Genomic DNA, 25,750 nt, shown 5'->3' with positions numbered 1-25,750 from the left:
GGTCCGGGCGGCCGTCGTCGAGCGGGCGGCCGCCCGGCCGCCCCGTCAGGCGAGGCTGCGCAGCGTCTGCGCCAGCGGCGTGGTCGGGCGCCCGATCAGCCGGGACAGCGTGCGGTCGTCGGTGTCGAGCGCACCGGCCGCGATGCCGGCGTCCAGCGCGGCCACGAACCCGGCGCTCGTCTCGTCGAGACCGGCGGCACGCAGCGCCTCGACCTGCTCGGCCTGGGTGAGCGCCTGGTAGGTGACCTCGCGACCGAGGATCTCGCCGATCGTCGCGGCGAGCTCGGCGTAGTCCCACGCGTGATCGCCGGCCAGCTCGTAGGTGGCTCCCGCGTGGGCGTCGTCGAGCGCGACGACGGCGGCCGCGTCGGCGTAGTCCTCCCGGCTCGCGCTCGCGACCCGGCCCGTGCCGGTGCCCGACGTGACGACGCCGGTCTCGCGGGCCCGGGCGAGGTCGGGCCCGTAGTTCTCGTGGTACCAGGAGTTGCGCAGCACGGTGACCGCGAGGCCCGAGGCCGCCAGCCGCTGCTCGGTGGCCACGTGCTCGGGCGCGAGCGGCAGCGGCGAGGTGTCCGCGCGCAGGAGGCTGGTGTAGACGAGGCGGCGCACGCCCGCGGCCTCGGCCGCCTCGATCACCGCGCCGTGCTGCTGCGCGCGCCGGCCGGGCTCGGACGCGGAGACGAGCACGAGGGTGTCGACCCCTGCGAGCGCGGGCCCGAGCGTCTCGGGGCGGTCGTAGTCGAGCTCGACGACGGCGACGCCGTCGGGCAGCTGTGCGCGCTCGGGTCGGCGGGCGGCGCCCACGACGTCCGACGGCGCGGCCCCGCGCGCCAGCAGGCGCTGCACGACGAGCGGGCCCAGGTGCCCGGTGGCGCCGGTGACGAGAACGGTCATGAGGTCTCCTCCAGGTGACGACGACGCCCTGTGCAACGACGTCGCGCCGCACCTGCTTCCCGACGAGGCGCGTCTCACACCGGCCGGGGTGCGTACATGATCACGGCGACGCCCGCCAGGCAGAGCAGCGCGCCCGTGACGTCCCACCGGTCGGGCTCGAACCCGTCGGCGACGACGCCCCACAGCAGCGACCCGACGACGAACACGCCTCCGTACGCGGCGAGGATCCGACCGAAGTGCGCGTCCGGCTGCAGCGTGGCGACGAAGCCGTAGAGCCCGAGCGCGATCACGCCCGCGCCGATCCAGGCCCAGCCCCGGTGCTCGCGCACTCCCTGCCACACGAGCCAGGCACCCCCGATCTCGAGCAGCGCCGCCGCGGCGAACAGGACGATCGAGCGGGCGAGGGGCATCGCTACCTCCAGGGTCGGCGGGCCGGCTCTCGGGCACGGGCGCGTCCGGTGCGCGACGGGAGCCGCTGGTGCCACGGGAGCATGCCACGCGTCCCGCAACCGGACCTTTGTTTTGAATAGATCAAGAAAACGGGCTACGGTGGCGGCATGCCCGTCACCGCCGTCCTGACCTCTGAGGAGGCCACCGGCCTGCTCCGGGGCGCGGGTCTGCGGGTGACGCGGCAGCGGGTCGCGACGTTGCGGGCGCTGGCCGTCCACCGGCACGCCACCGTCGACGACATCGTCACCTCGCTGAGGGACGAGCTGCCCAAGGTCAGCTTCCAGGCCGTCTACCTCGTGGTGGCCGACCTGCTGGCCGCCGGTCTGGTGTCACGGCTCGACCTGCCCGGGCAGGCGAGCCGGTACGAGCTGGAGCGACGCGACAACCACCACCACGTCATGTGCACGGGGTGCGGTCGCGTCGAGGACGTCCCGTGCGCCGTCGGTGCGGCCCCGTGCCTGCACCCCAGTGACACCCACGACATGGACATCGCCGTCGCCGACGTCCTGTTCCGCGGCCTGTGCCGCGACTGCCGGCAGCGCTCGGCGCTCTGACGCCGCGCCCGCAGCCCTGCGTCGGCCGCCGGCCGACGCCCATCCGAGTAGAGAGCGAGCATCTGTGTCCGACCACGGCACCGGTTCCACCACCCAGGCAGGCATCCCCGCCGTCAGCGACCGCAACTCCCTGACCGTCGGGCCCGACGGGCCGATCGTGCTGCACGACCACCAGCTGGTCGAGACCCTGCAGCACTTCAACCGGATGAACGTGCCGGAGCGGCGCCCGCACGCGAAGGGTGCCGGTGCCTTCGGCGAGTTCGTCGTCACCGAGGACGTCTCGGCCTTCACGAAGGCCGCGCTGTTCCAGTCCGGGGCGAGGACGCGCGTTCTGCTGCGCTTCTCGACCGTCGCCGGCGAGCTCGGGTCGCCCGACACGTGGCGCGACGTGCGCGGCTTCGCCCTCAAGCTCTACACGGAGGAGGGCAACCTCGACATCGTCGGCAACAACACCCCGATCTTCTTCGTGCGCGACCCCATGAAGTTCCCGCACTTCATCCGGTCGCAGAAGCGGCTGCCGGACTCCGGCCTGCGGGACGCGACGATGCAGTGGGACTTCTGGACCCGCAACCCCGAGAGCGCCCACCAGGTCACCTACCTCATGGGCGACCGCGGCCTGCCGAAGACGTGGCGGCACATGAACGGCTACGGGTCGCACACCTACATGTGGGTCAACGCGGCGGGCGAGAAGTTCTGGGTGAAGTACCACTTCGTCTCCCAGCAGGGCGTCGAGAGCTTCACGGCCGAGGACGCCGAGCGGATGGCCGGTCTCGACGCCGACCACCACCGCCGCGACCTCTTCGAGAGCATCGAGCGGGGCGAGCTGCCGCGCTGGGACCTGTACGTGCAGGTGGTGCCCTACGCCGAGGCGCGCGACTACCGCTTCAACATCTTCGACCTCACCAAGACGATCTCGAAGAAGGACTACCCCCGCATCAAGGTCGGCACGCTGACCCTGAACGAGAACCCGACGAACTTCTTCGCCCAGATCGAGCAGGCCGCGTTCTCGCCGGCGAACATGGTGCCGGGCACCGGGCTGAGCCCGGACAAGATGCTGCTGGGCCGGACGTTCGCCTACGCCGACGCCCAGCGCTACCGGATCGGCACCAACTTCCAGCAGCTCCCGGTCAACAAGCCGATCAACGAGGTGAAGTCGTACAACTTCGAGGGCGCGATGACCTACGAGCACCGCGGCGCCGCCCCGGTCTACGCCCCGAACTCCTTCGGCGAGTCCTGGTCGGACGAGACCGGCCCGGTGGACTCCTCGTGGGAGTCCGACGGCGAGCTCGTCCGCTCGGCGTACACGCTGCACGCCGAGGACGACGACTTCGGTCAGGCGGGCACGCTCTACCGTGAGGTGTTCGACGACGGCGCGCGGAGCCGTTTCGTCGACACCCTCACCGGGCAGGGTCGCGCGATCGCGCACGACGTCGTGCTGGAGAACTTCTTCGGCTACTGGACCGCCGTCGACGCCGGCCTCGGCGCCACGCTGCGGCAGCGTGTCGGCGCCGCCGGGGCCTCCGCCTGAGCCGGTCCGGCACCTGAGCGTCGAGGGCCCCCGGGGACACACCCCGGGGGCCCTCGCGCGTGCGTCAGCCGAGCGCCCGGCGACGTTCCTCGAGGAAGACCCGCACCGCGGGCTCGGTCGTCAGCGAGATCGCGCGGTCGTAGGCGTCGCGTGCGTGCGCGACGCGCCCGGCGTCGGCCAGCAGCCGCGCCCGGGTCGCCCATGCCGGCTGGAACCTCGGCAGCCGCGGGTCGGGGTCGCCGTCGAGCAGCGCGAGACCCGCCTCGGGCCCGTGCACCCGGGCGCTGGCCGCGGCGAGCGCCACCCGCGCACCGGCGGTGGGGGCCAGGGTCACCAGCGCCTCCGTCAGCCGCAGCACGCCGTCCCGGTCGACCCTCCCGGTGCGCCGCCGCGCGGCGTGGGCCGCCTGCAGCGCGGCCTCGAGCTGGAACCGGCCGATCGGCTCGCCCGAGCGCTCGCGGAGCAGGGTGGCCCGCGCGAGCAGCCGCTCGCCGTCGGCGACCAGGCCGTCGTCCCACGCTGCCGGGTCCTGCTCCTCGAGCGGCACGAACCGGCCGTCGACCTCGCGAGCCCGGGCGCGCGAGGCCGCGAACGAGATCAGCGACGCGAGCCCGCAGGCCTCGGCGTCGTCGAGCAGCGACGCCAGCAGCACCGCGAGGTAGCGGGCCTCGTCGGCGAGCGACGTGCGCTCCTGCGCGCCCGCGACCTGCCACTCGATCGCGTAGGCGCCGTAGACCGCCTCGAGCACGGCGTCGCGTCGAGCCGGCACGTCGCCCAGGCTCGGCACGACGAAGGGGATGCCCGCGTCGCGGATCCGGCGCTTCGCACGTACCAGCCGCTGCGAGACGGTGGTGGTCGGCAGCGCGAAGGCGGCCGCGATCCGCGTCGCCTCGATGCCGAGCACCGTGCTGAGCATCAACGGCGTGCGGATCGCCCGGTCGATCGCGGGGTGCGCGCACACGAACAGCAGCTCGAGCCGCTTGTCGGGGATCCGGTCGGGGTCGAGGTCGGCCGGCACGGCGTGCTCGGGTGCCTGTGCGAGCGGCGCCGCGGTGCGCACCGCGGCCGAGCCGAGCACGTCGCGGTGCCGGTTCTGCGCCACGGTGAGCAGCCACCCGACCGGGTTGTCCGGGACGCCGGTCTCGGGCCAGGTCCGCAGGGCCCGCTCGAACGCGTCGGCCAGCACGTCCTCGGCGAGCGCGAGGTCACGGGTGCCGGCAGCCACCAGCGCCAGCAGACGGCCGTAGGAGGTGCGGGCGACCTCGGCCGCCCGCACCTGCGGCGACGGCGTCGCCGTCACGCCCCCGGGTACGTCCACGGGGTCCAGGCGCCGTCGAGGAACCTCGTGGCGCTCGGCCTGATCTCGACGTGGCCGTACTCGGCGACCGGCGCCTTCTCCGCCCAGGCGAGCGCGGCGTCGAGGTCCGGCACGTCGATGACGACGATCCCGCCGAGCTGCTCCTTGGTGTCGGCGAACGGGCCGTCCTGGACGAGCAGCTCGCCGGTCGCGCGCGTGATCGTCGTCGTGGTCGAGCTGGGTGTGAGCACCTCGGCCGACCTGAGCACCCCGGCGGCGTCGAGCGCCTTGGCGTAGGCGTCGAACGCCGCCATCCCCTCGGCGAGGGCCTCCTCGCCCAGCTCCTCGGCGCTCATCTCCGGGTAGTGCAGCAGCAGTGCGTACCGCATGTCGTCATCCTCCTCGTCTCGGTCCGTGCACGGAAGTGACGATCGAGACCACGCCCGACAGACACGCGGCCCGAACCCGTCGCTCGATGCGCTCGCGACCCCGGTGCAACCGTTTGTCACGCCGTCGAGCGACCGATCCGCGTCGCGGACCGGCTCAGTCCTCCGGGTCGTAGCCGAGGTTGGGGGCGAGCCACCGCTCCGCCTCGGCGAGGGTCCACCCCTTGCGGGCGGCGTAGTCGGCCACCTGGTCGCGGCCGAGCCGGCCGACGACGAAGTAGCGCGACTCCGGGTGCGAGAAGTAGAACCCGCTCACCGACGCCCCGGGCCACATCGCCATCGACTCGGTCAGCTCGATGCCGGTGCTCGCGCGCACGTCCAGCAGCTCCCAGATCGTGCGCTTCTCGGTGTGCTCGGGGCACGCCGGGTAGCCGGGGGCGGGCCGGATGCCGCGGTAGCTCTCGGCGATGAGGGCGTCGTTGTCGAGCGTCTCCTCGGGTGCGTAGCCCCAGAGCTCGGTACGGACGCGCTGGTGCATCCGCTCGGCGAAGGCCTCCGCGAGCCGGTCGGCGAGCGACTCGAGCAGGATCGCGGAGTAGTCGTCGAGCGCCGCGCGCAGCTCGGCGACCTTCTCGGCGGCCCCGAGCCCCGCCGTCACCGCGAACGCCCCGACGTGGTCGGGGAGCCCGGTCTCGACCGGGGCGACGTAGTCGGACAGGCAGCGGTTGGGGACGCCCTCGCGGTGCTCGCCCTGCTGGCGCAGGTGGTGCAGCGTCGTCAGCGGCTCGGTGCGCTCCTCGTCGGTCCACACCACCACGTCGTCCCCGACGGCGTTGGCCGGGAACAGCCCGACGGTGCCGGACGCCCGCAGCCACCCCTCCTCGACGATCGTGTCGAGCATCCGCTGCGCGTCGTCCCACAGCCTGCGCGCCGCCTCCGACGTCGCCGGGTTGTGGAGGATGTCGGGGAACCGGCCGCGCAGCTCCCAGGAGGCGAAGAACGGGCTCCAGTCGATGTAGGAGCGCAGCTCCGCGAGCGGGTAGTCGGTGAACGTGTGCACGCCGGGCTGCCGCGGGGCGGGCGGCGTGTAGCCCTCCCAGACGATCGGGGTGCGGCGCTCGCGGGCGACCTCCAGCGGCACGATCGGGCGGTCGTCCTTCTTCGCCGCGTGGCGCGCGCGCAGCGCGTCGTAGTCGCGCGCGACATCGGCCACGAGCGCGTCGCGGCGGTCGTCGGACAGCAGCGCCGCCACCACCGGGACGGCGCGCGAGGCGTCCTTCACCCACACCACCGGGTGCTCGTAGCGCGGCGAGATCTTGACGGCGGTGTGCGCTCGCGACGTCGTCGCGCCACCGATGAGCAGCGGGATCGTGAAGCCCTGCCGCTGCATCTCGGAGGCGACGTGGACCATCTCGTCCAGCGACGGCGTGATGAGCCCCGACAGCCCGATGGCGTCGGCGCCGACCTCGCGCGCGGTGTCGAGGATCTTCTGCGCCGGCACCATCACCCCGAGGTCGACGACCTCGTAGTTGTTGCACTGCAGCACGACGCCCACGATGTTCTTGCCGATGTCGTGCACGTCGCCCTTGACCGTCGCCATGACGATCGTGCCGCGGGCCGGTGCGTCGTCGGACTTCTCGGCCTCGATGTAGGGCACGAGGTGGGCGACCGCCTTCTTCATGACGCGCGCGGACTTCACGACCTGCGGCAGGAACATCTTCCCGGCGCCGAACAGGTCGCCCACGACGCCCATGCCGTCCATGAGCGGGCCCTCGATGACCTCGAGCGGTCGCCCGCCGGCGGCCGCGATCTCCTGGCGCAGCTCCTCGGTGTCGTCGACGACGTGGTCGTCGATGCCCTTGACCAGCGCGTGCGTGATCCGCTCCCGCACCGGCAGCGAGCGCCACTGCTCGAGCGTGGCCTCGGCCGCCGCGCCGCTGTCGGCGTACTCGCCGGCGATCTCCAGCAGCCGCTCGGCGGCGTCGGGGCGGCGGTCGAGCACCGCGTCCTCGATGCGCTCGCGCAGCTCGGGGTCGATCTCGTCGTAGACGGCGAGCGCACCCGCGTTGACGATCCCCATGTCCATGCCGGCGCGGATCGCGTGGAAGAGGAAGACGGCGTGGATCGCCTCGCGCACCGCGTTGTTGCCGCGGAAGGAGAACGAGACGTTCGAGACGCCGCCGCTGACGAGCGCACCCGGCAGGTTCTCCTTGATCCAGCGGGTGGCCTCGATGAAGTCGAGCCCGTACCGGGCGTGCTCCTCGATGCCGGTCGCGATCGCGAACACGTTGGGGTCGAAGATGATGTCCTCGGGCGGGAACCCGACCTCCTCGACGAGGATCCGGTAGGCCCGCGAGCAGATCTCCTTGCGCCGCTCCAGGTCGTCCGCCTGGCCGTTCTCGTCGAACGCCATGACGACGACGGCGGCCCCGTACCGCCGGCACAGCCGCGCCTGCGCGACGAACGACTCCTCGCCCTCCTTGAGGGAGATCGAGTTGACGATCGGCTTGCCCTGCACGCAGCGCAGCCCGGCCTCGATGACCTCCCACTTCGAGGAGTCGACCATCACCGGGACGCGGCTGATGTCGGGCTCGGAGGCGACCAGGCGCAGGAACCGGTCCATGGCCGCGACGCCGTCGATCATGCCCTCGTCCATGTTGACGTCGATGACCTGGGCGCCGGCCTCGACCTGCTGACGGGCGACGGCGAGCGCGGCGGCGTAGTCGCCGTCGCGGATCAGCCGGCGGAACCGGGCGGAGCCGGTGATGTTCGTGCGCTCGCCGACGTTGACGAACAGCGAGTCGGCGTCGATCGTGAGCGGCTCCAGCCCGGCGAGCCGCAGCGCGGGGGAGGGCTCGGCGGGGCGACGCGGCACGGCGTCGCGCACGGCCTCCGCGAACGCCGCGATGTGGTCGGGCGTCGTGCCGCAGCAGCCGCCGACGACGTTGAGGAGGCCGGAGCGGCCGAGCTCGGCGACGACGGCCGCCATCGACTCCGGGGTGTCGTCGTACTCGCCGAACGCGTTGGGCAGACCGGCGTTGGGGTAGCAGGAGACGAAGGTGTCGGCGACCCGCGAGAGCTCGGCCAGGTAGGGCCGCATCTCCTCGACGCCGAGGGCGCAGTTGAGCCCGACGGCGAGCGGGCGGGCGTGCCGCACCGAGTTCCAGAACGCTTCCGTCACCTGGCCCGAGAGGGTGCGGCCCGAGGCGTCGGTGATCGTCCCGGAGACGATGACCGGCCAGCGGCGGCCACGCTGCTCGAACAGGGTCTCGAGCGCGAAGATCGCCGCCTTGGCGTTGAGGGTGTCGAAGATGGTCTCGACGAGCAGCAGGTCGGCGCCGCCGTCGACGAGCCCTTCCGCCTGCTCGAGGTAGGCGTCCACCAGCTCGCCGAACGTGACGTTGCGGGCGGCGGGGTCGTTGACGTCGGGGGAGATCGACGCCGTCCGGTTGGTGGGGCCGAGCGCGCCCGCGACGAAGCGCGGGCGGCCGTCGGTGGCCTCGGCGGCGTCGCACGCCTCGCGCGCGAGCCTCGCGGCGGCGAGGTTCATCTCGCGGGCGAGGGCCTCCATGCCGTAGTCGGCGAGCGAGATGCGCTGCGCGTTGAAGGTGTTGGTCTCCACGAGGTCCGCGCCCGCGTCGAGGTAGGCGGCGTGGATGTCGCGCACGAGCACCGGCTGGGTGAGCACCAGCAGGTCGTTGTTGCCCTTGAGGTCGCTGGGCCAGTCGGCGAACCGGTCGCCGCGGTAGTCGGCCTCGGACAGGCCGTGCCGCTGGATCATCGTGCCCATCGCGCCGTCGAGGACCAGGACGCGCTCGCGCAGCAGCGCGGTGAGCGCATCGGTGGCGTCCGGGCGGACGAGGGCGGTGTCGGTCACGGGCATGCCTTCGGGGCGGTGGCGTGGGTGCCGGGCGGCTCGGGCCGGCCGCCCGAGGGACCTCGGCAGTCTAGGCACGGCGGCCGCGTCGTCGCGGGCTCAGGCCGCGCCGTACACGTATGTGGACGGCGCGCCCGGGTCCTCCCGCGGCCAGCGCGGCTCGCCGACGGCGCGCGCGAACCGCCGCAGCACGTCGATCATCGCCTCCGCCCGCCACGGCGGCCCCGGGGTGGGGCGGTAGGCGTAGAGCCAGTCGCCGTCGGCGACGACGGTGAGCTGCCGGTCGACGGCGAGGTCGCCGGCGACGGAGCGCACCGGCAGCGTCTCGACGGCGCGCGGGTCCTCGCTGAGCACCGCGAGGACGCCGTTGCGCACCTGGACGCGGGGCTCGCGCACCCGGTGCAACCCCGCGTAGCCGGGCAGCACGAAGGCGTCGATGCCCGCGCGCAGCATCGTGCGGGGCAGGCCCTGCCCGGTGCGCAGCGCCGCCACCTGGTAGCGGTTGACGACGTCGCCGTGCGTGTGCTCGAAGGTGAGGGCCGCGGCCTCGGACCCCTCGACGACGAACCGCGCGACCTGCCGCATCCGGGCGTTGCGGCGGACCGGACCGGTGTCCAGGTCGCCCGGCGCCGGCGGGTGGGCGAACGGTGGCAGCGTCCACGCGGCCGCCAGCGCGTCGTCCTGCTCGGAGTACAGCCACCCGTGGGCTTGGGCGTGCCGGCGCATCGAGCCGCGGGCGCGCAGCCCGCCCACGACGCCCGCAGCCGCGGCCACGACCGCGAGCGCGACGAGCGGGGCTGGCATCGGTTCCTCCGGTGGCCGGTGTGCGCGGTGGCTCCCCTACGGTAGGCGTCATGACGGGCACTGCCGCGCCGCGCGTGATCCACACGGCCCAGGCGCTGGTCGACGAGGTCGTCGAGATCCCGGGTCTTCCCGAGCGCGGAGCCAACGCCGTCGCGATGAGCAGGACCCGGTACGCGGCGTCGGCGGTCAACGTGCTGCTGGCCGCGGCCCGCTCGGGCGCGGCCTGCGTGCACGCGGGCAGCGTCGGCACCGGCCCGAACGGCGACCTGGTGCGCGAGACGCTCGCGGCCGAGGGCGTGGCGGTGAGCTCGCCCCCGGTGCCGGACGCCGACACCGGCACCTGCCTGGTGCTGCTGGAGCCGAGCGCCGAGCGCACGTTCATCACGGTGCAGGGCGCCGAGCGGCGCATCACCGTGGCCAGCCTGGCGACGGCCCGGCCGGCGCCGGGCGACGTCGTGTGCGTGAGCGGCTACAGCATGTTCGGGGCGACCCGCGACCCGCTGGTCGCCTGGCTCGGGCAGCTGCCGGTCGACGCGCTGGTCGTCGTCGACCCGGGTGCGCCGTTCGCCGAGCTCGACGACGCGACGCTCGACGCCTGCCTCCGGCGCACCGGCGTGTGGACCGGCAACGCCGACGAGGCCGACGACCTCGCGCGCCGGGCCGCGGGCGACCCGCTCCGGGCGCCCGGCACCGAGGCGATGCCGATCGCCGACGCGGCACCCGCGGTCGCGGCCGCGCTGCCCGACGGCGCCGTCGTCGTCGTGCGCGACGGCCCCGCGGGGTGCGTGGTGCACGCCGACGGCCGGACGACGACGTTCCACGGCTTCCCGCAGACGCCGGTCGACACCAACGGTGCGGGCGACACCCACACCGGGGTGCTGGTCGCGGAGGTCGCGCGCGGCACGGCCTGGGAGGTCGCCGCGACCCGCGCGAACGCCGCGGGCGCCATCAAGGTGACCCGGCGGGGTCCCGCCACGGCACCGACGGCGGCGGAGATCGACGCGTTCCTCGCCGCGATCTGACCGCCGCAGGTCCGCCGGGCGGCGTCGAGCAGGTCAGGCCTCGTACGCCCGCAGGAAGACGTCGACGCCCGCGTCGGTCGCCGCGCGGACGGCACCGTCGTCGCCGGCGTGCGCGCCGCATCCGGTCAGGTCGGCGAGCGTCGCCTGCGTGAGCGCGAGCAGGTGGCGCGCGGCGAGCGAGGCGTCCGGGATGCGCAGCGCCCCGGTGTTCGCGAGCATCGCGAGGCGTCCGGCGAGGGCCTCGAGGACGGGCTCGTAGCCCGCTCTCTGCACGAGCGTGACGACCTCGGGGTCGCGCCGGCTCTCGGCGAGGGCGAGCCGCGACAGCGAGGCGGTGCACCCGGAGCGGTGGGGCGCCGCCAGGGCGTAGGCGAGGTCGTGCAGGGCGGCACGCCAGCGATCGGCCCCGAGGTCGAGGTCGCGGACGGCGTCGTAGGACGCCTCGTAGAGCTGTCGCGCGATGTCGGCCAGGGTGTCGCGGAACAGCTGCTCCTTGCTGCCGAAGTAGGCGTAGATCGTCGGCTTGGAGACGCCGGCGGCGGCGGCGATCGCGTCCACGCTCGCGCGCTCGTACCCGACGTCGCCGAACACCGGTCCGGCGGCGTCGAGGATCGCCCGGCGCTTGTCGGTGCGCAACGCCGTCTCCACCATGACCCGAGCCTACCCGACGGGTCTTGACACTTGACTACACCGTACAGTTAAGTTGGCGACCGTGACAGTTAGAACGACGACGGAGCCCCGTCCCGTCGAGGTCTGGGGAACGCAGCAGAGGCTCGTGCTGGCGGCGATGTCGCTCGCCGCTCTCATGGCGGTGCTCAACGGCACGACCGTGACCGCCGCGCTCGAGGCGCTCGCGCCCGAGCTGGGCACCTCGATCTCGGGCGTCGTGTGGGTGACGACCGTCTACCTCGTCGCCGCCTCGGTGTCGGTGCCGCTGGTCGGCTGGCTCACCGACCGGTGGGGATCGACGCGTGTGCTGCAGGTGGGCCTGGTGGGCTTCGTGGCCGGGTCGGTGCTGTCGGGCTTCGCATGGGACCTGCCGAGCATGGTCGTCTTCCGCTTCGTCCAGGGCCTGGCCGGCGGCATGCTCGAGCCTGCGTCGCTCGCGATCGTCGGCGCGATCGCCCCGAAGCCGCGCCTCGGGCGCGTGATGGGACTGATGTCGCTGGTCATCAACGCCGGTCCCGTGGTCGGGCCGCTCGTCGGGAGTGCGCTGGTGGCGGCGGAGCAGTGGCGCTGGATCTTCTGGGTGAACGTCCCGCTCGGGCTGGTCACCGGTGTCGTCGCGTGGCGGCTGCTGCCGCGTGTGCGCGGGACGGCAGCCGGTGCGGGCGTCGACGTCGTCGGGCTGCTGCTGCTCCCGCCGGGGTTCGTGCTGGTGCTGCTCGGCCTCAACCGCTGGGGCGTCGGCGCACCCCCGGGCCTCGTGGCCGTGCTCGTCGCCCTCGGCGCCGCGCTCCTCACCGCCTACGTCGCCCACGCCCGTCGGCACGCCCGTCCGTTGCTCGACGTCGGCCTGCTGAGGATCCGTGCGTTCGCGGCCGCGCTCGCGGTCATGAGCACCGTGGGGCTGACGATGTACACCCAGCTCACGGTGCTGCCCGTGGTGGCGGTGCGCGACCTCGGGCTCGGCGCCGCGTGGGCGGGGCTCCCGGTCGCGGTGCTCGGCGTGGGGCTGATGGTGTCGATGACGCTGGGCGGCCGGGCGAGCGACGCGCTCGGCACCCGGGTGCTGGTCGTGGGCGGGGCCTCGGTCACCGCGGTCGCCGCGGTGACGGTCGTGCTGGTGCGGCAGGTCTGGCCGGTGCCGGCCGTGCTGGCGGTGCTGCTCGTCCTCGGTCTGGGCTTCGGGTGCGTCGCCGCGCCGTCGTTCGCGAGCGTGTACCGCGTGCTGCCGGAGGCCTCGATCGCCCAGGGCACGGCGGCCCTGTTCATCGTGGTCCAGCTGTTCGCGTCGGCCGGCGTCACGATCGTCGGGTTCCTCACCGCGACCGCGAGCGATCCCGGTGGCGTCGCGTACGTGGTCGTCGCGGCGCTGGCCGTGGTCGCGGTCGCGCTGTCGCGGTTGCTCCCGGGCCGGCCGACGGCGTGAGCGCCGGTCTGCGTGGCGTCAGCCGTCCTCGCTGATCAGCCCCGACCCCTTGATGACGATCCAGACCCAGCCGGCGGCGACGTCCGCCGTCGGGAGCGGGGAGATGTCGAGCCAGGCGCGGATCGTGGCGAGCGCTGCGCCCGAGATCGCGGCCGCCGCGAGCTCGGTCGGCACCCCGACGAGGTCGTGCGGGCCGCCGCGCTCGACCGCGGCGACGATGATCGACTGCAGCCGCCGCGACATCCGCACCTGGATCGCGGCGGAGCCGTTCTCGCCCAGCAGCATCCGGTAGAGGTCGGCGTTGGCCTCGACGTGACGCAGGTACTCGAGCAGGATCCGCGCGCCCTCCGCCTCGGTGATCGCCGCCTCGTCGGCACCGATCGCCTCGTCGATGACGGCGTCCAGCGCGTCGGCGAGGAGGGTGTTCTTGTCGGAGTAGTGCTGGTAGTAGGTGCTGCGGTTGACGCCCGCGCGCTCGGCGATGTCAGACACCGAGATCTCGTCCAGCGGGCGCTCGCGGGCGAGTGCGAAGAGGGCCTCGCGCAGGCTGCGCCGCGTCCGGGCGATGCGAGGGTCCACGCCCGCATGGTCCCACACCGTGACGCTCAACACAACAACTGTCGGTTATCCGACAGAAGTGGTTGACTGGAGGACGGCTCGTTCCCGTCCAGGCTTGTGAAAGGCACCTCAGTGGCCAACCTGCTCTACCGGATCGGTGTGGGGGCCGCGCGACGCGCGTGGCTCGTCATCGTGTCGTGGGTCGTCCTGCTCGGCGTCGCCGCGGGGGCCTTCCTCGCCTTCGGCGGCACCCTGGTCAGCTCGTTCTCGATCCCCGGCACCGAGACCGACCGCGTCAACCAGCTGCTCGAGTCCGAGCTCGGCACCAGCGGCTCCAGCGCCAGCGTCGTGTTCCGGTCCGACGACGGCGCCGCGCTCGACGCCGACCAGCAGCAGGGGATCGCCGACACCCTCGCGGAGGTCTCCGCGCTCGACGGCGTCGCGAGCACCGTCGACCCGTTCGCGACCGTCGCGCAGATGCAGCAGCAGGCCACCGACCTGCAGGCGCAGCTCGACGAGAACGCGGCCAGCACGACGCTGCTCACCGAGAACCTCGCCGAGCTGGAGGCCGGGCTCGCCCAGGCCCAGGCCGGCGGCGCCCCGCAGGCGCAGGTCGACGAGCTCGCCGCGCAGGTCGAGGAGCTGCAGACGCAGCTCGGCGGCCTGCAGGTGCAGAAGGAGCAGCTCGAGCTCGGCCAGCAGCTGATGTCGTTCGCCTCCGAGATCCGCACGGTCTCCGACGACGGCAGCACCGCGATCGGCGTCGTCATGTTCGAGGGCGACAGCATCGGTGTCGCGCAGGAGGTCAAGGACGCCGTCATCGCGACCGTCGAGGCCGCGACGCCCGACGGCGTCACCGCGAGCTTCTCCAGCCAGATCGCGACCTCGGTCGAGGGCATCGTCGGCGTCGGCGAGATCGCCGGTCTGCTGCTCGCCGCGATCGTGCTGCTGGTCATGTTCCGCGCCGTGCTGCCCGCCGTCACGCCCGTGCTGTCGTCGCTGGTGGGTGTCGGTGTGGGCGTCGCGGCCGCGATGGCGTTCTCCGACGCCGTCGAGATGACGTCGGTGACGCCGGTGCTCGGCCTCATGCTGGGCCTGGCGGTCGGGATCGACTACTCGCTGTTCATCCTCAACCGGCACCGCACCCAGGTGCGCGGCGGGATGCCGGTGCGCGAGTCGATCGGGCTGGCCAACGGCACCGCGGGCAACGCGGTCGTGTTCGCCGGGGCCACCGTGTTCGTGGCGCTGCTGGCCCTCAACGTCTCCGGGATCGGGTTCCTCGGCCTCATGGGCACGGTGGCCGCCGGCTGCGTGCTGGTCGCGGTGCTGGTCGCCGTCACCTTCACGCCCGCGCTGCTCGGCCTGATCGGGGAGCGGGTGCTGCGCCGGTCGGCGCGCGGTGCCGCGCCGGTGCGTGCGGTGGTCCCCGGGCCGATGAAGACCTCGCACGCGGTGCTCGCGATCGTCGCCGGCGCCGTCGCGCTGGGCGTCGTGGCGCTGCCCGCGCTCGACATGCGGCTCGGTCTGCCCGACGGGTCGACCGAGGCCGCCGACAGCACCCAGTACCAGGCGTACTCGATCACCGCCGAGCAGTTCGGCGCGGGTCAGAACGGCCCGCTGCTGGTCACCGCGTCGCTCGCCGAGCCGATGTCGGAGCTCGACCAGCTCCCCACCCAGGTCGCGATCGCCGGGGCGCTCATGGAGCAGGACGACGTCGTCGCCGTCGCGCCGGTCGGGATCTCCGACGACGCGGACTTCATCGCCTTCCAGGTCGTGCCGACCGACGGTCCGTCGAGCGAGTCCACCGAGGAGCTCGTGCACACGCTGCGCGACCTCGAGGTGCTCGACGGCGACGCCACCCTCGGCGTCGCGGGCTTCGCGTCGGGCAACATCGACGTCAGCGAGCGGCTGGGGGAGACGCTGCCGCTCTACCTGCTGGTGGTCGTCGGGCTCTCGCTCGTCATCCTCGTCGTCGTGTTTCGTTCGCTGGTGCTGCCGCTGCTGGCCACCGCCGGGTTCGTGCTCTCGCTGGTCGCGGCGCTGGGCGCCACCACCGCGATCTTCCAGTGGGGCTGGCTGGGCTCGGTGTTCGGCGCCAACGAGCCGGGCCCGCTGCTCTCCTTCGCGCCGCTGATCATCACCGGCGTGCTGTTCGGGCTCGCGATGGACTACCAGCTGTTCCTGGGCTCGGGCATGCGCGAGGCGTACGCCCACGGCACGCCGGCCCGCGCCGCCGTGACGGCCGGCCGGCACCAGAGCCGCGCCGTCGTCATCGCCGCCGCGTCGATCATGATCGCGGTCTTCGGCGGCTTCACCTTCTCCCACCTCACGATGATCCGGCCGCTGGGCTTCGGGCTCGCGGTGGGCGTGCTCGTCGACGCGTTCGTGGTGCGGCTACTGCTGGTCAGCGCCGTCATGCACCTCGTCGGGGACAAGGTCTGGTGGCTGCCGCGCTGGCTCGACCGGATCCTGCCGAACGTCGACGTCGAGGGCGCCGCGCTCGAGCGCGAGCACCCGGTGCCCGCCGCGGACGACGAGCGGCCGCCTGCCGATGCGGAGGCCTCGGTCCCGGCCTGACACCGGTGACCGTCACGATCGTGAGCCCGCGCCCCACCCCCCGGGGGTGCGGGCTCACCCCTGTCGAGGGGTGGGCCGAGCGGCGGCGCGTCGGCGCCGCGACGCGGTGAGGACCCCGGACGCACGACGGCGGCCCTCCCGAAGGAAGGGCCGCCGTCGACGTGTACCGGACGAGGCAGTCGCCTCTCGGCGCGAGGCCGCTCGTAGCGGCTGAGGGTGAAGCCCGGGGGACATGCACCTCGCCGGCACGACTGGTCCAACGCGGGCACCCCTGGGGTTGTTCCCGGCCCGGTGAGGTCTCTCGGTGAGACCGGTCAGTCGGCGTGCTCGTCGGGCGCGCTCTCCTCGGGCTGGACGGTCCAGGACGGCGGCTCGTCCTTCCCGCTCTCCTCGTCCTCCTCGGCCTTGTCGCTGGTCTCCTGGACGATGCCGGGCGCGTGGTGCACGGGCGCGTAGATCGCGTAGAGGCGCAGCGGCTCGTCGCCGATGTTGACCACGTCGTGCCAGGTGCCGGCCGGGACCTGGATCGACCACCCGTCGGCGACCTCCTGCTCGAAGTCGAGCTGGTCCTCGGCCGGGCCCATGACCGCCCGCCCGCGCCCGGCGTCGACGCGCAGGAACTGGTCGGTGCCGTGGTGGACCTCCAGGCCGATCGACTCCCCGACCGGGATCGACATCAGGGTGACCTGGAGGTACCTCCCGGTCCAGGCCACGGTCCGGTAGGTCGTGTTCTCCCGGGTGGCGGTCTCGATGTCGAACGCGTGCGGGCGAGGCCCGATGTCCTCGATCGTCATGGCTGCTCCTCTCGTGCCGGACGTCGGCGTCCGGGTCACAGCATCATCCACCCCAGGCGGCCGGCGCGGGCCCCGCGAGCCGTACCGACGCAGGAATGCCCGTGCGCAGGGGAGCCCCGTCCGGGAGGATCGCCGGATGGCTGAGGAGGAGAAGGCGGACGACGTCGCGATCGCGTGGGAGCAGGGACGCGCCACCAACCTGGAGAACTGGGAGGAGCGGGTCCCGATCCACGAGCGCGACTACGGCCTCGAGGAGTACCGCGCCGACCCGGACCACCTGAGCCCGGTGGTGCGGCACGACCTCGCCGCGCTCGCGCCCTTGCTGCCCGCCGGCACCGTGGCGGGGCTCGACCTCTGCCACCTGCAGTGCCACATCGGCACCGACACGCTGTCGTTCGCACGTGCCGGCGCTCGTGTCACGGGCGTGGACTTCTCGCCGTCGGCGCTCGCGACGGCGGCGCGGCTGGCCGACGAGCTGGGGCTGCGGGCCACATGGGTCGAGAGCGACGTGCTCGAGGCGGCGAGCGCCGTCGAGGGCTGGTTCGACGTCGTCTACACCAGCATCGGGACGATCAGCTGGCTGGCCGACCTCGACCGGTGGGCCGCGCAGATCGCCGGGCTGCTGCGCCCGGGCGGTGTCTTCTACTTCCGCGACGCCCACCCGACGCTGCTGACGATCGACCCCGACGCCGACGGGCTCCTCGTCCGCGACCGCTACTTCGCCAACGGGCTCGCGCAGCGGTGGGAGAGCGAGTTCACCTACACCGGCGACACCCGGATGCAGAGCACGCGCACCTACGAGTGGCCGCACCCGGTCTCGGAGATCGTCAACGCGCTCCTCGGCGCCGGGCTGCACGTCGTCCGCCTCGACGAGGGCCGCACCCTGCCGTGGCGGTACAGCCCGCGGATGGTCGACGTCGGCGACGGCCAGTGGGCCTGGCCGGGCGACGAGCCCGACCTGATCCCGTGCACGCTCACCGTGGTCGCTCGCTCCGCGGGCTGAGCCCGCCACGGGGCCGTCGCGCACGTCGACATGCATCGGCATCGCTGGTGCGGCTGGTGGTGTCCTGCACGCCTCGTCGAGGCCTCGTCCGCCGGCTGAGCGCACGGAGCAGCGCCAGCAGCGCGGGTGTTGCGGCCTGCTCGTTATCGATTCGTGATTGAGACGTGTCTTGACGGTTTGTCAATACGTGTATCGTTCGGCCCATCACGTCGTTGAAGTCTGCACTGTCTGCAGACCGTATCGCTGAGGGGACATGGCGATCATGGGGGTTGATGCTGCGCGCCGTCGCGCAGGTAGGGGACGTCGGGCTCGGTTCGCTGCGGCATGGGCCGCGCTCACCGCGCTGCTGGCCTCGACGTCCATCGGTGCTGCGCCCGCGTGGGCCGACACCGTCTACGAGCTCGAGGGCCACTGGGAGGCGGACACGCCGTCGGTCGTCCAGACCGGCGGCGCCGTCTCGGCGCGGTGGTACTTCAACCTCAACGACGACGCACCGGCGCCCGGCAACGAACCGGTCGAGCCGAACGTCTTGACAGTCTCGGCTGTCGGGGCGGTCTTCGACGCCATCCCGCCGGCGTGCGCGGTCGAGGGCGTGGATCCCGTCTCGCAGATCCTCGACGACGGCGCGACGCTGCTGTGCAACGTCGGCACCGAGCAGCAGGGCACGGCCGTGACGCTGAGCACCGGCATGCGGGTCACCGCGGCCACCGGCGAGCAGGTCACCGCGTCGGCCGAGATCGGCGGCCAGACCGTCGACCTCGCGCCGCTGACGGTCCAGAACGCCTTCCTGCAGGACATCTACTGGGAGACCAACGCCAACCAGCGCACCTCGGGCTCCGGTTTCCGGATCTTCGAGTTCAACTGGACGATCTTCCACGGCACCGGGTCCCCGGCCGGACCGAGCTCGGTGACCTATGAGCTCAACGTCACCAACACGGTCAGCGGGACCACCCAGCTGCCGACCGACCCCTGCCAGGCGTTCGGCACCGGCACGGCGTCCGGGCACCCGTGGTCGGACCCCTCGCGCCCGGCCGAGCAGACGGCACCGTTCGTGGGTTCCTGCACGCTCACCAGGAACTCCAACACGAGCTTCACGCTGACGATCGAGGGCATCGACTACAGCAAGGCGCAGGTCCCGACGCTGGACTCCACCGGCCGTGCGCTGCCGACCGACCGGCAGGCGGTGGCCTCCGGCATCATCCGGATCCGCCTCAACACCTCCGCCAACAGCGGGCAGATGTCGGTGACCGCCAGCACCCCCACCTACGAGGCGGTCGACGGCAGCACGATCACCGACAACGGCTCCAACAACACCTCGACGCAGGCGTGGACGAGCGGTGTCCACTACGGCGGCTGGCGAGGCAGCAACAACTGGGGGGACACCCTGCGGCTCGCGCGTGGCACCGACTGGTGGGTCGACACCTCGCTCACGCTGCCCAACGCAACGCCCCTGGGCACGCAGGCAGGGAGCTGCCTGATCCTGGACACCCGGTACGTGGTCTTCAACGGCCAGGTCGAGACCGTCGACAGCCTCAACGGCTGGGCCGACCTGAACCTGCCCGTCCAGTACTACGTCGCCAACAGCGGCGCACCGCGTCTGGACCCCACCAGCCCGACCTACGACCCGAACCTCGCGACGCCGTGCGGGTCCACGGCCAACTGGACCTCGACGATGCCGGACGACCCGAGCACGGTCTGGGCGATCCGGACGACGTACAACCCGCAGCCGCTGAGCGCCTCCCGGGTGTACCTGCGCGCAGGCGTCACCATCCGCGAGGACGTCGAGGTCGGCCAGGACGTGTGGATGTTCTCGGCCTTCATCCCCCCGGCGGGCTCCACCTCCGAGTGGACGTACCCGAACCGGGCGACGACCGGGACGGCGCCGGCCGCAGCCACACCGACTCCGGACGCGCGCTACCCGTTCTCCTACGCCGGCCGCGACATCATGCGGGTCATCGGGCTGGAGCCCAGCATCAGCAAGCAGGTCAGCCCGACCGTGGTGGACCCGGGTGGCACGGCCACGTACACGCTGACGTACTCCGCCGACGGCGTCGGTGCCGTCGAGCCGACGGTGGACGACTACGAGATCGTCGACACGCTCCCGGAGGGCGCGACCTACGTCGCCGGCTCGGCGACGCCCGAGCCCGCGCTGTCGACGGTCGGCGGACGCCAGGTGCTCACCTGGACGCTGGACGGCGTCGAGACGAACGCGCAGCACACGCTGAGCTACCAGGTCGAGTTCGACAGCGACATCGCCGGCGGGTCGGTGCTGCCCAACGAGGTGCGGTCCAGCGTGGACGGCCAGAGCAGCTCGGTCGCGACGGCGAGCGTCACCATCAACGACGCCGGGACGACCCAGGTGATCAAGACCGCCGACCAGGCGTTCATCCCGAACCTCGCCGGTGACGGTGTGGGTGAGGGGTCCTGGACCGTGCAGATCATCTCCCGCGACCCCTCGTCGCAGGACTTCACCGACACCATCGACATCCTTCCCTACGACGGGGATGGCCGCGGGACGAGCATCACCGGCACCTACGTGCTCGCCGGCCCGGTGACCCTGTCCGGCTCGGGGACGGTGTACTACACCACCGCCGACCCGACCACGTTGACCGACGACCCCGCCGACCCGATGCACGGCAGCGCCGGTGACCCCACGGGCAGCACCGTCGACTGGACCGACGAGTTCACCCCGGGTGCCACCGCGGTGCGGGTCATCACCGGTGCCCTCGCGCCGTTCGAGACCCACGCGTTCACGATCCCGATCGTCACCGACGGCATGGTGGGCGGCGACGTGCTGGTCAACCGTGCCCAGGGTCGCGCCGAGCACACGCGGCTGGTGATGCGCACCTCGGCCGAGACGCAGATCGCGAACTACTACTCGGTGAACCTCAAGAAGTACGTGCAGGACGCCGACGGCGAGTGGCGCGACGCCAACGACCCGCTCGACTACCCCGTGTACAAGCTGGGTGACACGGTTCGCTACCGCATCGTGGTGGAGAACACCGGTCAGGGGACCGTGACCGGGCTCGTCATCACCGACGACCTGTTCCCGGAGGGTTCGTTCACGGTCGAGGAGCTCGCACCCGGTGAGACCGAGAGCCACGAGTTCTCGGTCACCATCGGCGAGGACGCGGACGACCAGGTCGTCAACACCGCCTGCGGTGAGGCCGACATCCCCGAGGACTCCGCCGTGGCGCCGACCGTCAACTGCGACCCCGCAGGGGTCGTGGTCGACGGCACCCCCACGCACTCCAAGGAGCTGGTGAGCGCGATCCCGACCGGCTCCGGCCAGTGGGAGCTGCTCTACCGGATCACGGTGGACAACGCCGACCCGTTCGCCACCACCTACTGGCTGGCCGACGAGCTGCGCTTCACCGACCAGGCGACGATCGTCTCGGCCGAGGTGACGAGCGCACCGGACGGAGTCACGCTCGCCGACCCTGCCTGGGACGGCCGGACGAACCTCGCGATCGCCTCGGCCGTGACGCTGGCCGGCAACGACGAGACCGACTACGAGCCGCACGTGTACGAGGTGACCGTCGTCGCTGAGGTGCCGCTGCAGCTCGACGGCGCCGGCACCGCCTCGGACCCGACCGACTGCCCCGCAGCCGGGTCGGACGCCGAGCAGGGCTTCAACAACACCTCCCAGCTGACCGACAGCACGGGCGGGACCGAGACCGACCAGGCGTGCGCGCCCATCCCCTCGATCGACATCGCGAAGGCGGTGACGGGCGGGCCGGTGCCCAACGGTGACGGCACCTGGACGGTGACCTACACGATCACAGCCAGCAACGCCGGCGCCGGCGCCGGCACCTACGACGTGACCGACCGCATGAGCGCCGAGGGCGACCTCGAGGTCGTCTCCGGCGAGGTCACCTCCGCCCCGGACGGTGTCGTGCCCAACGGCTCCTGGACCGGTCTCGGTGCCGAGGGCGCCCCGGAGAACGTCATCGCGTCCGATGTCGTGCTCCCGGCCGGCGGCACGCACACCTACCTGGTCGAGGTCGTCATCGGGCTGACGCCGGGGACCGAGGGTGCCCCGGTGATCACCGGGTGCGACGACCTCAGCGGCGACGAGCCGGGCGGTGTGTCCAACAGCGCCGACGTCACGCACAACGACCTGAGCGACAGCGCCGAGGCCTGCATCACGGTGGGCGTCGTCGTCGTCGACAAGACGATCTCCTCCGGTCCGACACCGAACGGCGACGGGACCTGGACCATCGTCTACGACCTCGTCGCCACCAACGTCGGCAGCGCCGAGGCGGACTACGACCTCAGCGACCGGCTGCGCTACGGCGACGGGATCGAGATCGTCAGCGCCGAGCTGACGACCGTCCCCGGCGGCGTGACGAGCAACCCCGCGTGGACCGGTCTCGGTGCCGAGGGCGCTGCGGAGAACGTCATCGCCTCCGGCGTCGGGCTCGCTGCGGGTGACGCCCACACCTACCAGGTCGAGGTCGTCGTCGAGATGGACGAGGACACCATCGACCCGGCGGCGCTGCAGTGCCCGCCCCCGGGTGCCGGTGGCAACGGCGGCCTGGCGAACTCCGTCAGCCTCGACAGCAACGGCATCGTCTCTCGCGACGAGGTGTGCGCGAGCCTGCCGCTGATCGATGTCGACAAGACGATCGCCGACGGTCCGGCAGCCAACGGCGACGGCACCTGGACGATCACCTACGCGCTGACGGTGACCAATGCCGGGCAGGCCGCAGGTGACTACGACCTGACCGACCAGCTGCGGTACGGCCAGGGAGTCCTCGTCGAGTCGACCGAGGTCGTCGCCGCGCCGGACGGCGTCGAGACCAACGGCGACTGGACCGGCCAGGGTGCCGCCGGCGCCGCCGAGAACGTCATCGCCGCTGCGGTGACGCTCCCGGCGGGCGAGACCCACACCTACGAGGTGCAGGTCGTGGTGTCGCTGGACGAGGCCGCCGTCTCCGCGGGCGCGCTCGAGTGCCCCGAGCCCGGTTCGGGCGAGCCCGGTGGCCTGGCCAACACCGCCGCGACGACCCACAACGGGGAGTCCCGCGACGACGAGGTCTGCGCGTCGCTGCCGCTGATCTCGATCGCCAAGTCGCTGTCCGGGGCCGTGGTCCCGGTCGACGGGCAGCCCGGTGTCTACGACGCGACGTACGAGATCACGGTGACCAACGCCGGCCCCGGCGCTGGCGCCTACGACCTCGACGACACCCTCGCCCCCGGTGAGGGCGTGACGGTCCTCGGTGTCCAGGACGTCACCACCGACGCCCCCGACGCCGTCCTCAACGACGGCTTCGACGGACTGAGCGACCCGCGGGTCGTCACCGACCAGCCGATCGCCGGCGCCGCCGGCGGGCCGGAGGTGCACACCTACGTGGTCACGGTCCGCTACGGGGTCGACCTGTCCGGCGTCGACGTGCCCGACACCGACGCCTGCACGACCGGCGCCGGCACCGTCCCCGGGGCGCTCAGCAACGTCGCGGCCACCACCTGGAACGGCTTCGTCGGGGAGGACGACGCGTGCGTCCGACCCGGCAAGCCGACCCTCGACAAGGCGCTGGTCTCCGCCACCCCGGTCGGCAGCGGCCAGTGGGAGGTGGTCTACGAGCTGACCGTCGGCAACGTCGGCGGCGAGGCCACCACCTACGACCTCGACGACGAGCTCCGGTTCGCCCCGGCGATCACCGTCGACTCGGTGAGCGTCACGGGGCCCGAGGGCGTCGACGTCAACCCCGCTTTCGACGGTGACGGCGATCAGCGCATCACCACCGGCGCCACGATCGGCGGCCTCGACGACGACGGGTACGCCCCGCACGTCTACGAGGTGAGGGTGCTGGCGAGCGTGCCGCTGCGCCTCGGCGACGTCGAGGAGGACGGCACCGGTTCGCCGTCCTGCACCGAGGCTCCCGGGAGCAACCAGCTCGACCAGGCGTTCAACAACGCCGCGGTCCTGACGGACGAGCTGGGCGGGACGCAGGTCGACACCGACTGCGCGCCGGTGCCCTCGATCGACATCGTGAAGTCGCTCGACGGCGCCCTCGTGCAGCAGCCGGACGGCTCCTGGCTGGTGCTCTACACCATCACGGTCAGCAACGACGGCGGTGCGGACGGTCTCTACGACCTCACCGACCGGCTCCGTTACGGCGCAGGCATCACGGTCACCTCCGCCACGGTGACCAGCACCCCGTCCGGTGTGGCTGCCTCCAGCAGCTGGACCGGCCAGGGCGCCGCCGACGCGGCTGAGAACGTCATCGTTGCCGGTGCGACGCTGCCCGCAGGGGCGACGCACACCTACACGGTGCAGGTGCGGGCCGCGGTCGACACCGACGCCGCGGACGACACCACGTTCAGCTGCCCCGAGCCGGGATCGGGTGAGCCCGGCGGGTTCGCCAACACCGCGGGTGTGGCGCACAACGGGCTCGGCGACTCCGCCGACACCTGCGCCGCACCCGAGACCCCGACCGCTCCGCCGGCCCCGCCGACGGGCGACGACCCCGACACCGGTGCGGGCGGCGCCGGTCAGGGGACCAACCGGCCCCCCTCGCTGCCCAGCACGGGTGTGACGATCGGGTTGGTGGCGGTGGCGGCCCTGCTGCTGCTGCTCGGTGCCGTCGCGCTCGCCGCTCGACGTCGCGCCGCTCGCTGACGCCACCGGACCAGAAGGCCCTGCCCGCTCCCCCCGCGCGGGCAGGGCCTTCTGCTCGACGGCGCCGGTGCGCGTGAGCCGACCGGCGGTCGCTGCCTACTCGCCCCAGCAGAGGCAGAACGGGTGGCCCGCGGGGTCGGCGTAGACCTGGAACCCCGACGGCGCGGTGAGGTCCTTGTGCTCGAGCGGGACTGCACCCAGGGCGACCGCCTCCTCGTGCGCGGCGGCGATGTCGTCGACCGTGATGTCGAGGTGCACCTGCTGGGGCTGCCCGTCGGGCCACTCGGGCCGGACGTGGTCGGGCGCCAGCTGCACGTCCATGACGTGCTCGCCGTCGACCGAGATCGTGTGCCAGTCCTCCTCGACCTCGACGGTGCCGCCCAGCAGGCCGGCCCAGAAGGCGCTGACCTCGTCGATGTTCGCCGCGTCCAGGACGGGGATCATGCTCGTCACTCGCATGACGGCGACGTTAGGCGAGGACCCGGACGGACCGGTTCCGGGTTGGCGAGGCGGCGTCGGGGTGCGGCGTGGTGCGTCAGGCGGTGGTGCGCACGCGCTTGGGCTTGCTGCGGGCCTTGAGCTCGGCGGCCTCCTGCGCCTTGGTGGCGGCGAAGGAGCAGATCGGGCAGGTCGCGAAGACGTGCCGCTGGGCGGGGCAGTACTCGCGGCCGAAGTAGATGATCTGCAGGTGGCGCCGGTTCCAGGTGGCCCGCGGGAACGCCTTCTTGAGGTCGGCCTCGACCTTCTCCACGGTCGTGCCGCGCGAGAGGCCCCAGCGGCGTGCGAGCCGGAAGATGTGGGTGTCCACCGGGAACGCGGGCACGTCGAACGCCTGCGCCATCACGACGCTCGCGGTCTTGTGGCCGACGCCGGCGAGGCCCTCGAGGAACTCCCAGTCCGGCACCAGCTCACCACCGGCCTCGACGATCTGGCCCGCCGCCGTCCAGACGTTGCGGGCCTTCGTCGGCGCGAGCCCGACCTCGCGGATCAGCTCGAGGATGCGCTCGGGCCCGAGTGCGTACATCTCCGCGGGCGTCGACGCCTCGGCGAACAGCGCGGGCGTGACCTCGTTGACCTTCTTGTCGGTGGTCTGCGCCGACAGCGCGACCGCGACGAGCAGCGTGTACGGGTTGACGTGGTCGAGAGGGATCGGCGGCTCCGGGTAGAGGTCGTCGAGGATCTGGCCGATTCGGTCCACCTTCTCCGCACGTCGCACGGGCTCACCGTAGCCGGAGCCTCCGACACCCGCCCGTGACGGCGGCGTCCTCCCGGCGCCGGGCGGCGTCGTG

The 25,750-nt window shown here is 72.8% G+C and carries 18 protein-coding genes; 7 read left to right on the top strand and 11 right to left on the bottom strand.

Annotation, left to right across the window (positions count from 1 at the left end; translation table 11 throughout):
* Nucleotides 1-45 precede the first annotated feature (45 nt).
* Nucleotides 46-894 (bottom strand): SDR family oxidoreductase, encoded by an 849-nt coding sequence (locus GPA02_RS10075; RefSeq protein WP_156199792.1) that lies wholly within the window; start codon nucleotides 892-894, stop codon nucleotides 46-48.
* A 74-nt stretch (nucleotides 895-968) separates the two neighbouring features.
* Complete coding sequence (locus GPA02_RS10070; RefSeq protein WP_156199791.1) at nucleotides 969-1,304, bottom strand: YnfA family protein; 336 nt, start codon at nucleotides 1,302-1,304, stop codon at nucleotides 969-971.
* Nucleotides 1,305-1,451: 147 nt separating this feature from the next.
* Between GPA02_RS10070 and GPA02_RS10065 the strand changes: the two genes are divergently transcribed.
* Together GPA02_RS10065 and GPA02_RS10060 are read left to right on the top strand one after the other, a co-directional pair.
* Nucleotides 1,452-1,898 carry a Fur family transcriptional regulator gene (locus GPA02_RS10065; RefSeq protein ID WP_156199790.1) on the top strand — a complete coding sequence of 149 codons (447 nt, stop codon included), beginning with the start codon at nucleotides 1,452-1,454 and terminating at the stop codon, nucleotides 1,896-1,898.
* Between the two features lie 64 nt (nucleotides 1,899-1,962).
* The gene (locus GPA02_RS10060; protein ID WP_156199789.1) at nucleotides 1,963-3,426 is read left to right on the top strand and encodes a catalase; all 1,464 of its coding nucleotides are present in this window, start codon (nucleotides 1,963-1,965) and stop codon (nucleotides 3,424-3,426) included.
* Nucleotides 3,427-3,490: 64 nt separating this feature from the next.
* On the opposite strand, the gene GPA02_RS10055 is transcribed toward GPA02_RS10060, so the two are convergent.
* The 4 genes from GPA02_RS10055 to GPA02_RS10040 form a co-directional block, all read right to left on the bottom strand.
* Nucleotides 3,491-4,726 carry an RNA polymerase sigma factor gene (locus tag GPA02_RS10055; protein WP_156199788.1) on the bottom strand — a complete coding sequence of 412 codons (1,236 nt, stop codon included), beginning with the start codon at nucleotides 4,724-4,726 and terminating at the stop codon, nucleotides 3,491-3,493.
* Nucleotides 4,723-5,112 (bottom strand): YciI family protein, encoded by a 390-nt coding sequence (locus GPA02_RS10050; RefSeq protein ID WP_156199787.1) that lies wholly within the window; start codon nucleotides 5,110-5,112, stop codon nucleotides 4,723-4,725. The genes GPA02_RS10055 and GPA02_RS10050 overlap by 4 nt, the downstream gene beginning before the upstream one ends.
* A 154-nt stretch (nucleotides 5,113-5,266) precedes the next feature.
* Nucleotides 5,267-8,986 (bottom strand): methionine synthase, encoded by a 3,720-nt coding sequence (metH, locus tag GPA02_RS10045; RefSeq protein ID WP_460361602.1) that lies wholly within the window; start codon nucleotides 8,984-8,986, stop codon nucleotides 5,267-5,269.
* A 99-nt stretch (nucleotides 8,987-9,085) separates the two neighbouring features.
* Nucleotides 9,086-9,790 (bottom strand): hypothetical protein, encoded by a 705-nt coding sequence (locus tag GPA02_RS10040; protein WP_156199785.1) that lies wholly within the window; start codon nucleotides 9,788-9,790, stop codon nucleotides 9,086-9,088.
* Between the two features lie 50 nt (nucleotides 9,791-9,840).
* Here GPA02_RS10040 and GPA02_RS10035 point away from each other — a divergent pair, with 50 nt between their 5' ends.
* Nucleotides 9,841-10,812: a PfkB family carbohydrate kinase gene (locus GPA02_RS10035; protein ID WP_156199784.1), complete on the top strand. Its 972-nt coding sequence runs from the start codon at nucleotides 9,841-9,843 to the stop codon at nucleotides 10,810-10,812.
* A gap of 33 nt (nucleotides 10,813-10,845) precedes the next feature.
* Here the strand turns inward: GPA02_RS10035 and GPA02_RS10030 are convergent, their stop codons facing one another.
* Nucleotides 10,846-11,463 (bottom strand): TetR/AcrR family transcriptional regulator, encoded by a 618-nt coding sequence (locus GPA02_RS10030; RefSeq protein WP_156199783.1) that lies wholly within the window; start codon nucleotides 11,461-11,463, stop codon nucleotides 10,846-10,848.
* Nucleotides 11,464-11,524: 61 nt separating this feature from the next.
* On the opposite strand from GPA02_RS10030, the gene GPA02_RS10025 reads away from it, so the two are divergent.
* Nucleotides 11,525-12,904 (top strand): DHA2 family efflux MFS transporter permease subunit, encoded by a 1,380-nt coding sequence (locus GPA02_RS10025; RefSeq protein WP_156199782.1) that lies wholly within the window; start codon nucleotides 11,525-11,527, stop codon nucleotides 12,902-12,904.
* Between the two features lie 18 nt (nucleotides 12,905-12,922).
* Here GPA02_RS10025 and GPA02_RS10020 read toward each other — a convergent pair whose 3' ends face one another.
* Nucleotides 12,923-13,483 carry a TetR/AcrR family transcriptional regulator gene (locus tag GPA02_RS10020; protein WP_162457745.1) on the bottom strand — a complete coding sequence of 187 codons (561 nt, stop codon included), beginning with the start codon at nucleotides 13,481-13,483 and terminating at the stop codon, nucleotides 12,923-12,925.
* Between the two features lie 111 nt (nucleotides 13,484-13,594).
* Between GPA02_RS10020 and GPA02_RS10015 the strand changes: the two genes are divergently transcribed.
* The gene (locus GPA02_RS10015; protein ID WP_156199780.1) at nucleotides 13,595-16,039 is read left to right on the top strand and encodes an MMPL family transporter; all 2,445 of its coding nucleotides are present in this window, start codon (nucleotides 13,595-13,597) and stop codon (nucleotides 16,037-16,039) included.
* A 314-nt stretch (nucleotides 16,040-16,353) separates the two neighbouring features.
* Here the strand turns inward: GPA02_RS10015 and GPA02_RS10010 are convergent, their stop codons facing one another.
* The gene (locus GPA02_RS10010) at nucleotides 16,354-16,833 is read right to left on the bottom strand and encodes a cupin domain-containing protein (protein ID WP_156199779.1); all 480 of its coding nucleotides are present in this window, start codon (nucleotides 16,831-16,833) and stop codon (nucleotides 16,354-16,356) included.
* A gap of 136 nt (nucleotides 16,834-16,969) precedes the next feature.
* Here GPA02_RS10010 and GPA02_RS10005 point away from each other — a divergent pair, with 136 nt between their 5' ends.
* Nucleotides 16,970-17,836, top strand: coding sequence for a class I SAM-dependent methyltransferase (locus GPA02_RS10005; protein ID WP_156199778.1), 867 nt, complete (start codon nucleotides 16,970-16,972; stop codon nucleotides 17,834-17,836).
* A gap of 253 nt (nucleotides 17,837-18,089) precedes the next feature.
* Nucleotides 18,090-24,461 carry an isopeptide-forming domain-containing fimbrial protein gene (locus tag GPA02_RS10000; protein ID WP_156199777.1) on the top strand — a complete coding sequence of 2,124 codons (6,372 nt, stop codon included), beginning with the start codon at nucleotides 18,090-18,092 and terminating at the stop codon, nucleotides 24,459-24,461.
* A gap of 96 nt (nucleotides 24,462-24,557) precedes the next feature.
* On the opposite strand, the gene GPA02_RS09995 is transcribed toward GPA02_RS10000, so the two are convergent.
* Together GPA02_RS09995 and GPA02_RS09990 are read right to left on the bottom strand one after the other, a co-directional pair.
* Complete coding sequence (locus GPA02_RS09995; RefSeq protein WP_156199776.1) at nucleotides 24,558-24,920, bottom strand: VOC family protein; 363 nt, start codon at nucleotides 24,918-24,920, stop codon at nucleotides 24,558-24,560.
* Between the two features lie 76 nt (nucleotides 24,921-24,996).
* The gene (locus GPA02_RS09990) at nucleotides 24,997-25,659 is read right to left on the bottom strand and encodes an endonuclease III domain-containing protein (RefSeq protein WP_240133978.1); all 663 of its coding nucleotides are present in this window, start codon (nucleotides 25,657-25,659) and stop codon (nucleotides 24,997-24,999) included.
* Between the last annotated feature and the right edge of the window lie 91 nt (nucleotides 25,660-25,750).

It is taken from the genome of Actinotalea caeni, from assembly GCF_009733795.1.
Classification (GTDB): domain Bacteria; phylum Actinomycetota; class Actinomycetes; order Actinomycetales; family Beutenbergiaceae; genus Pseudactinotalea; species Pseudactinotalea caeni.
This window is presented reverse-complemented; position numbering and strand designations above follow the sequence as displayed.

Bases quoted from the DNA above. Each gene is read 5' to 3' on its own strand.
- GPA02_RS10050 (WP_156199787.1), bottom strand. From the start codon at position 5,112: ATGCGGTACGCACTGCTGCTGCACTACCCGGAGATGAGCGCCGAGGAG.
- GPA02_RS10070 (WP_156199791.1), bottom strand. From the start codon at position 1,304: ATGCCCCTCGCCCGCTCGATCGTCCTGTTCGCCGCGGCGGCGCTGCTC.
- GPA02_RS10000 (WP_156199777.1), top strand. From the start codon at position 18,090: ATGGCGATCATGGGGGTTGATGCTGCGCGCCGTCGCGCAGGTAGGGGA.
- GPA02_RS10065 (WP_156199790.1), top strand. From the start codon at position 1,452: ATGCCCGTCACCGCCGTCCTGACCTCTGAGGAGGCCACCGGCCTGCTC.
- GPA02_RS10030 (WP_156199783.1), bottom strand. From the start codon at position 11,463: ATGGTGGAGACGGCGTTGCGCACCGACAAGCGCCGGGCGATCCTCGAC.
- GPA02_RS09995 (WP_156199776.1), bottom strand. From the start codon at position 24,920: ATGCGAGTGACGAGCATGATCCCCGTCCTGGACGCGGCGAACATCGAC.
- GPA02_RS10035 (WP_156199784.1), top strand. From the start codon at position 9,841: ATGACGGGCACTGCCGCGCCGCGCGTGATCCACACGGCCCAGGCGCTG.
- GPA02_RS10005 (WP_156199778.1), top strand. From the start codon at position 16,970: ATGGCTGAGGAGGAGAAGGCGGACGACGTCGCGATCGCGTGGGAGCAG.
- GPA02_RS10040 (WP_156199785.1), bottom strand. From the start codon at position 9,790: ATGCCAGCCCCGCTCGTCGCGCTCGCGGTCGTGGCCGCGGCTGCGGGC.
- GPA02_RS10010 (WP_156199779.1), bottom strand. From the start codon at position 16,833: ATGACGATCGAGGACATCGGGCCTCGCCCGCACGCGTTCGACATCGAG.
- GPA02_RS10075 (WP_156199792.1), bottom strand. From the start codon at position 894: ATGACCGTTCTCGTCACCGGCGCCACCGGGCACCTGGGCCCGCTCGTC.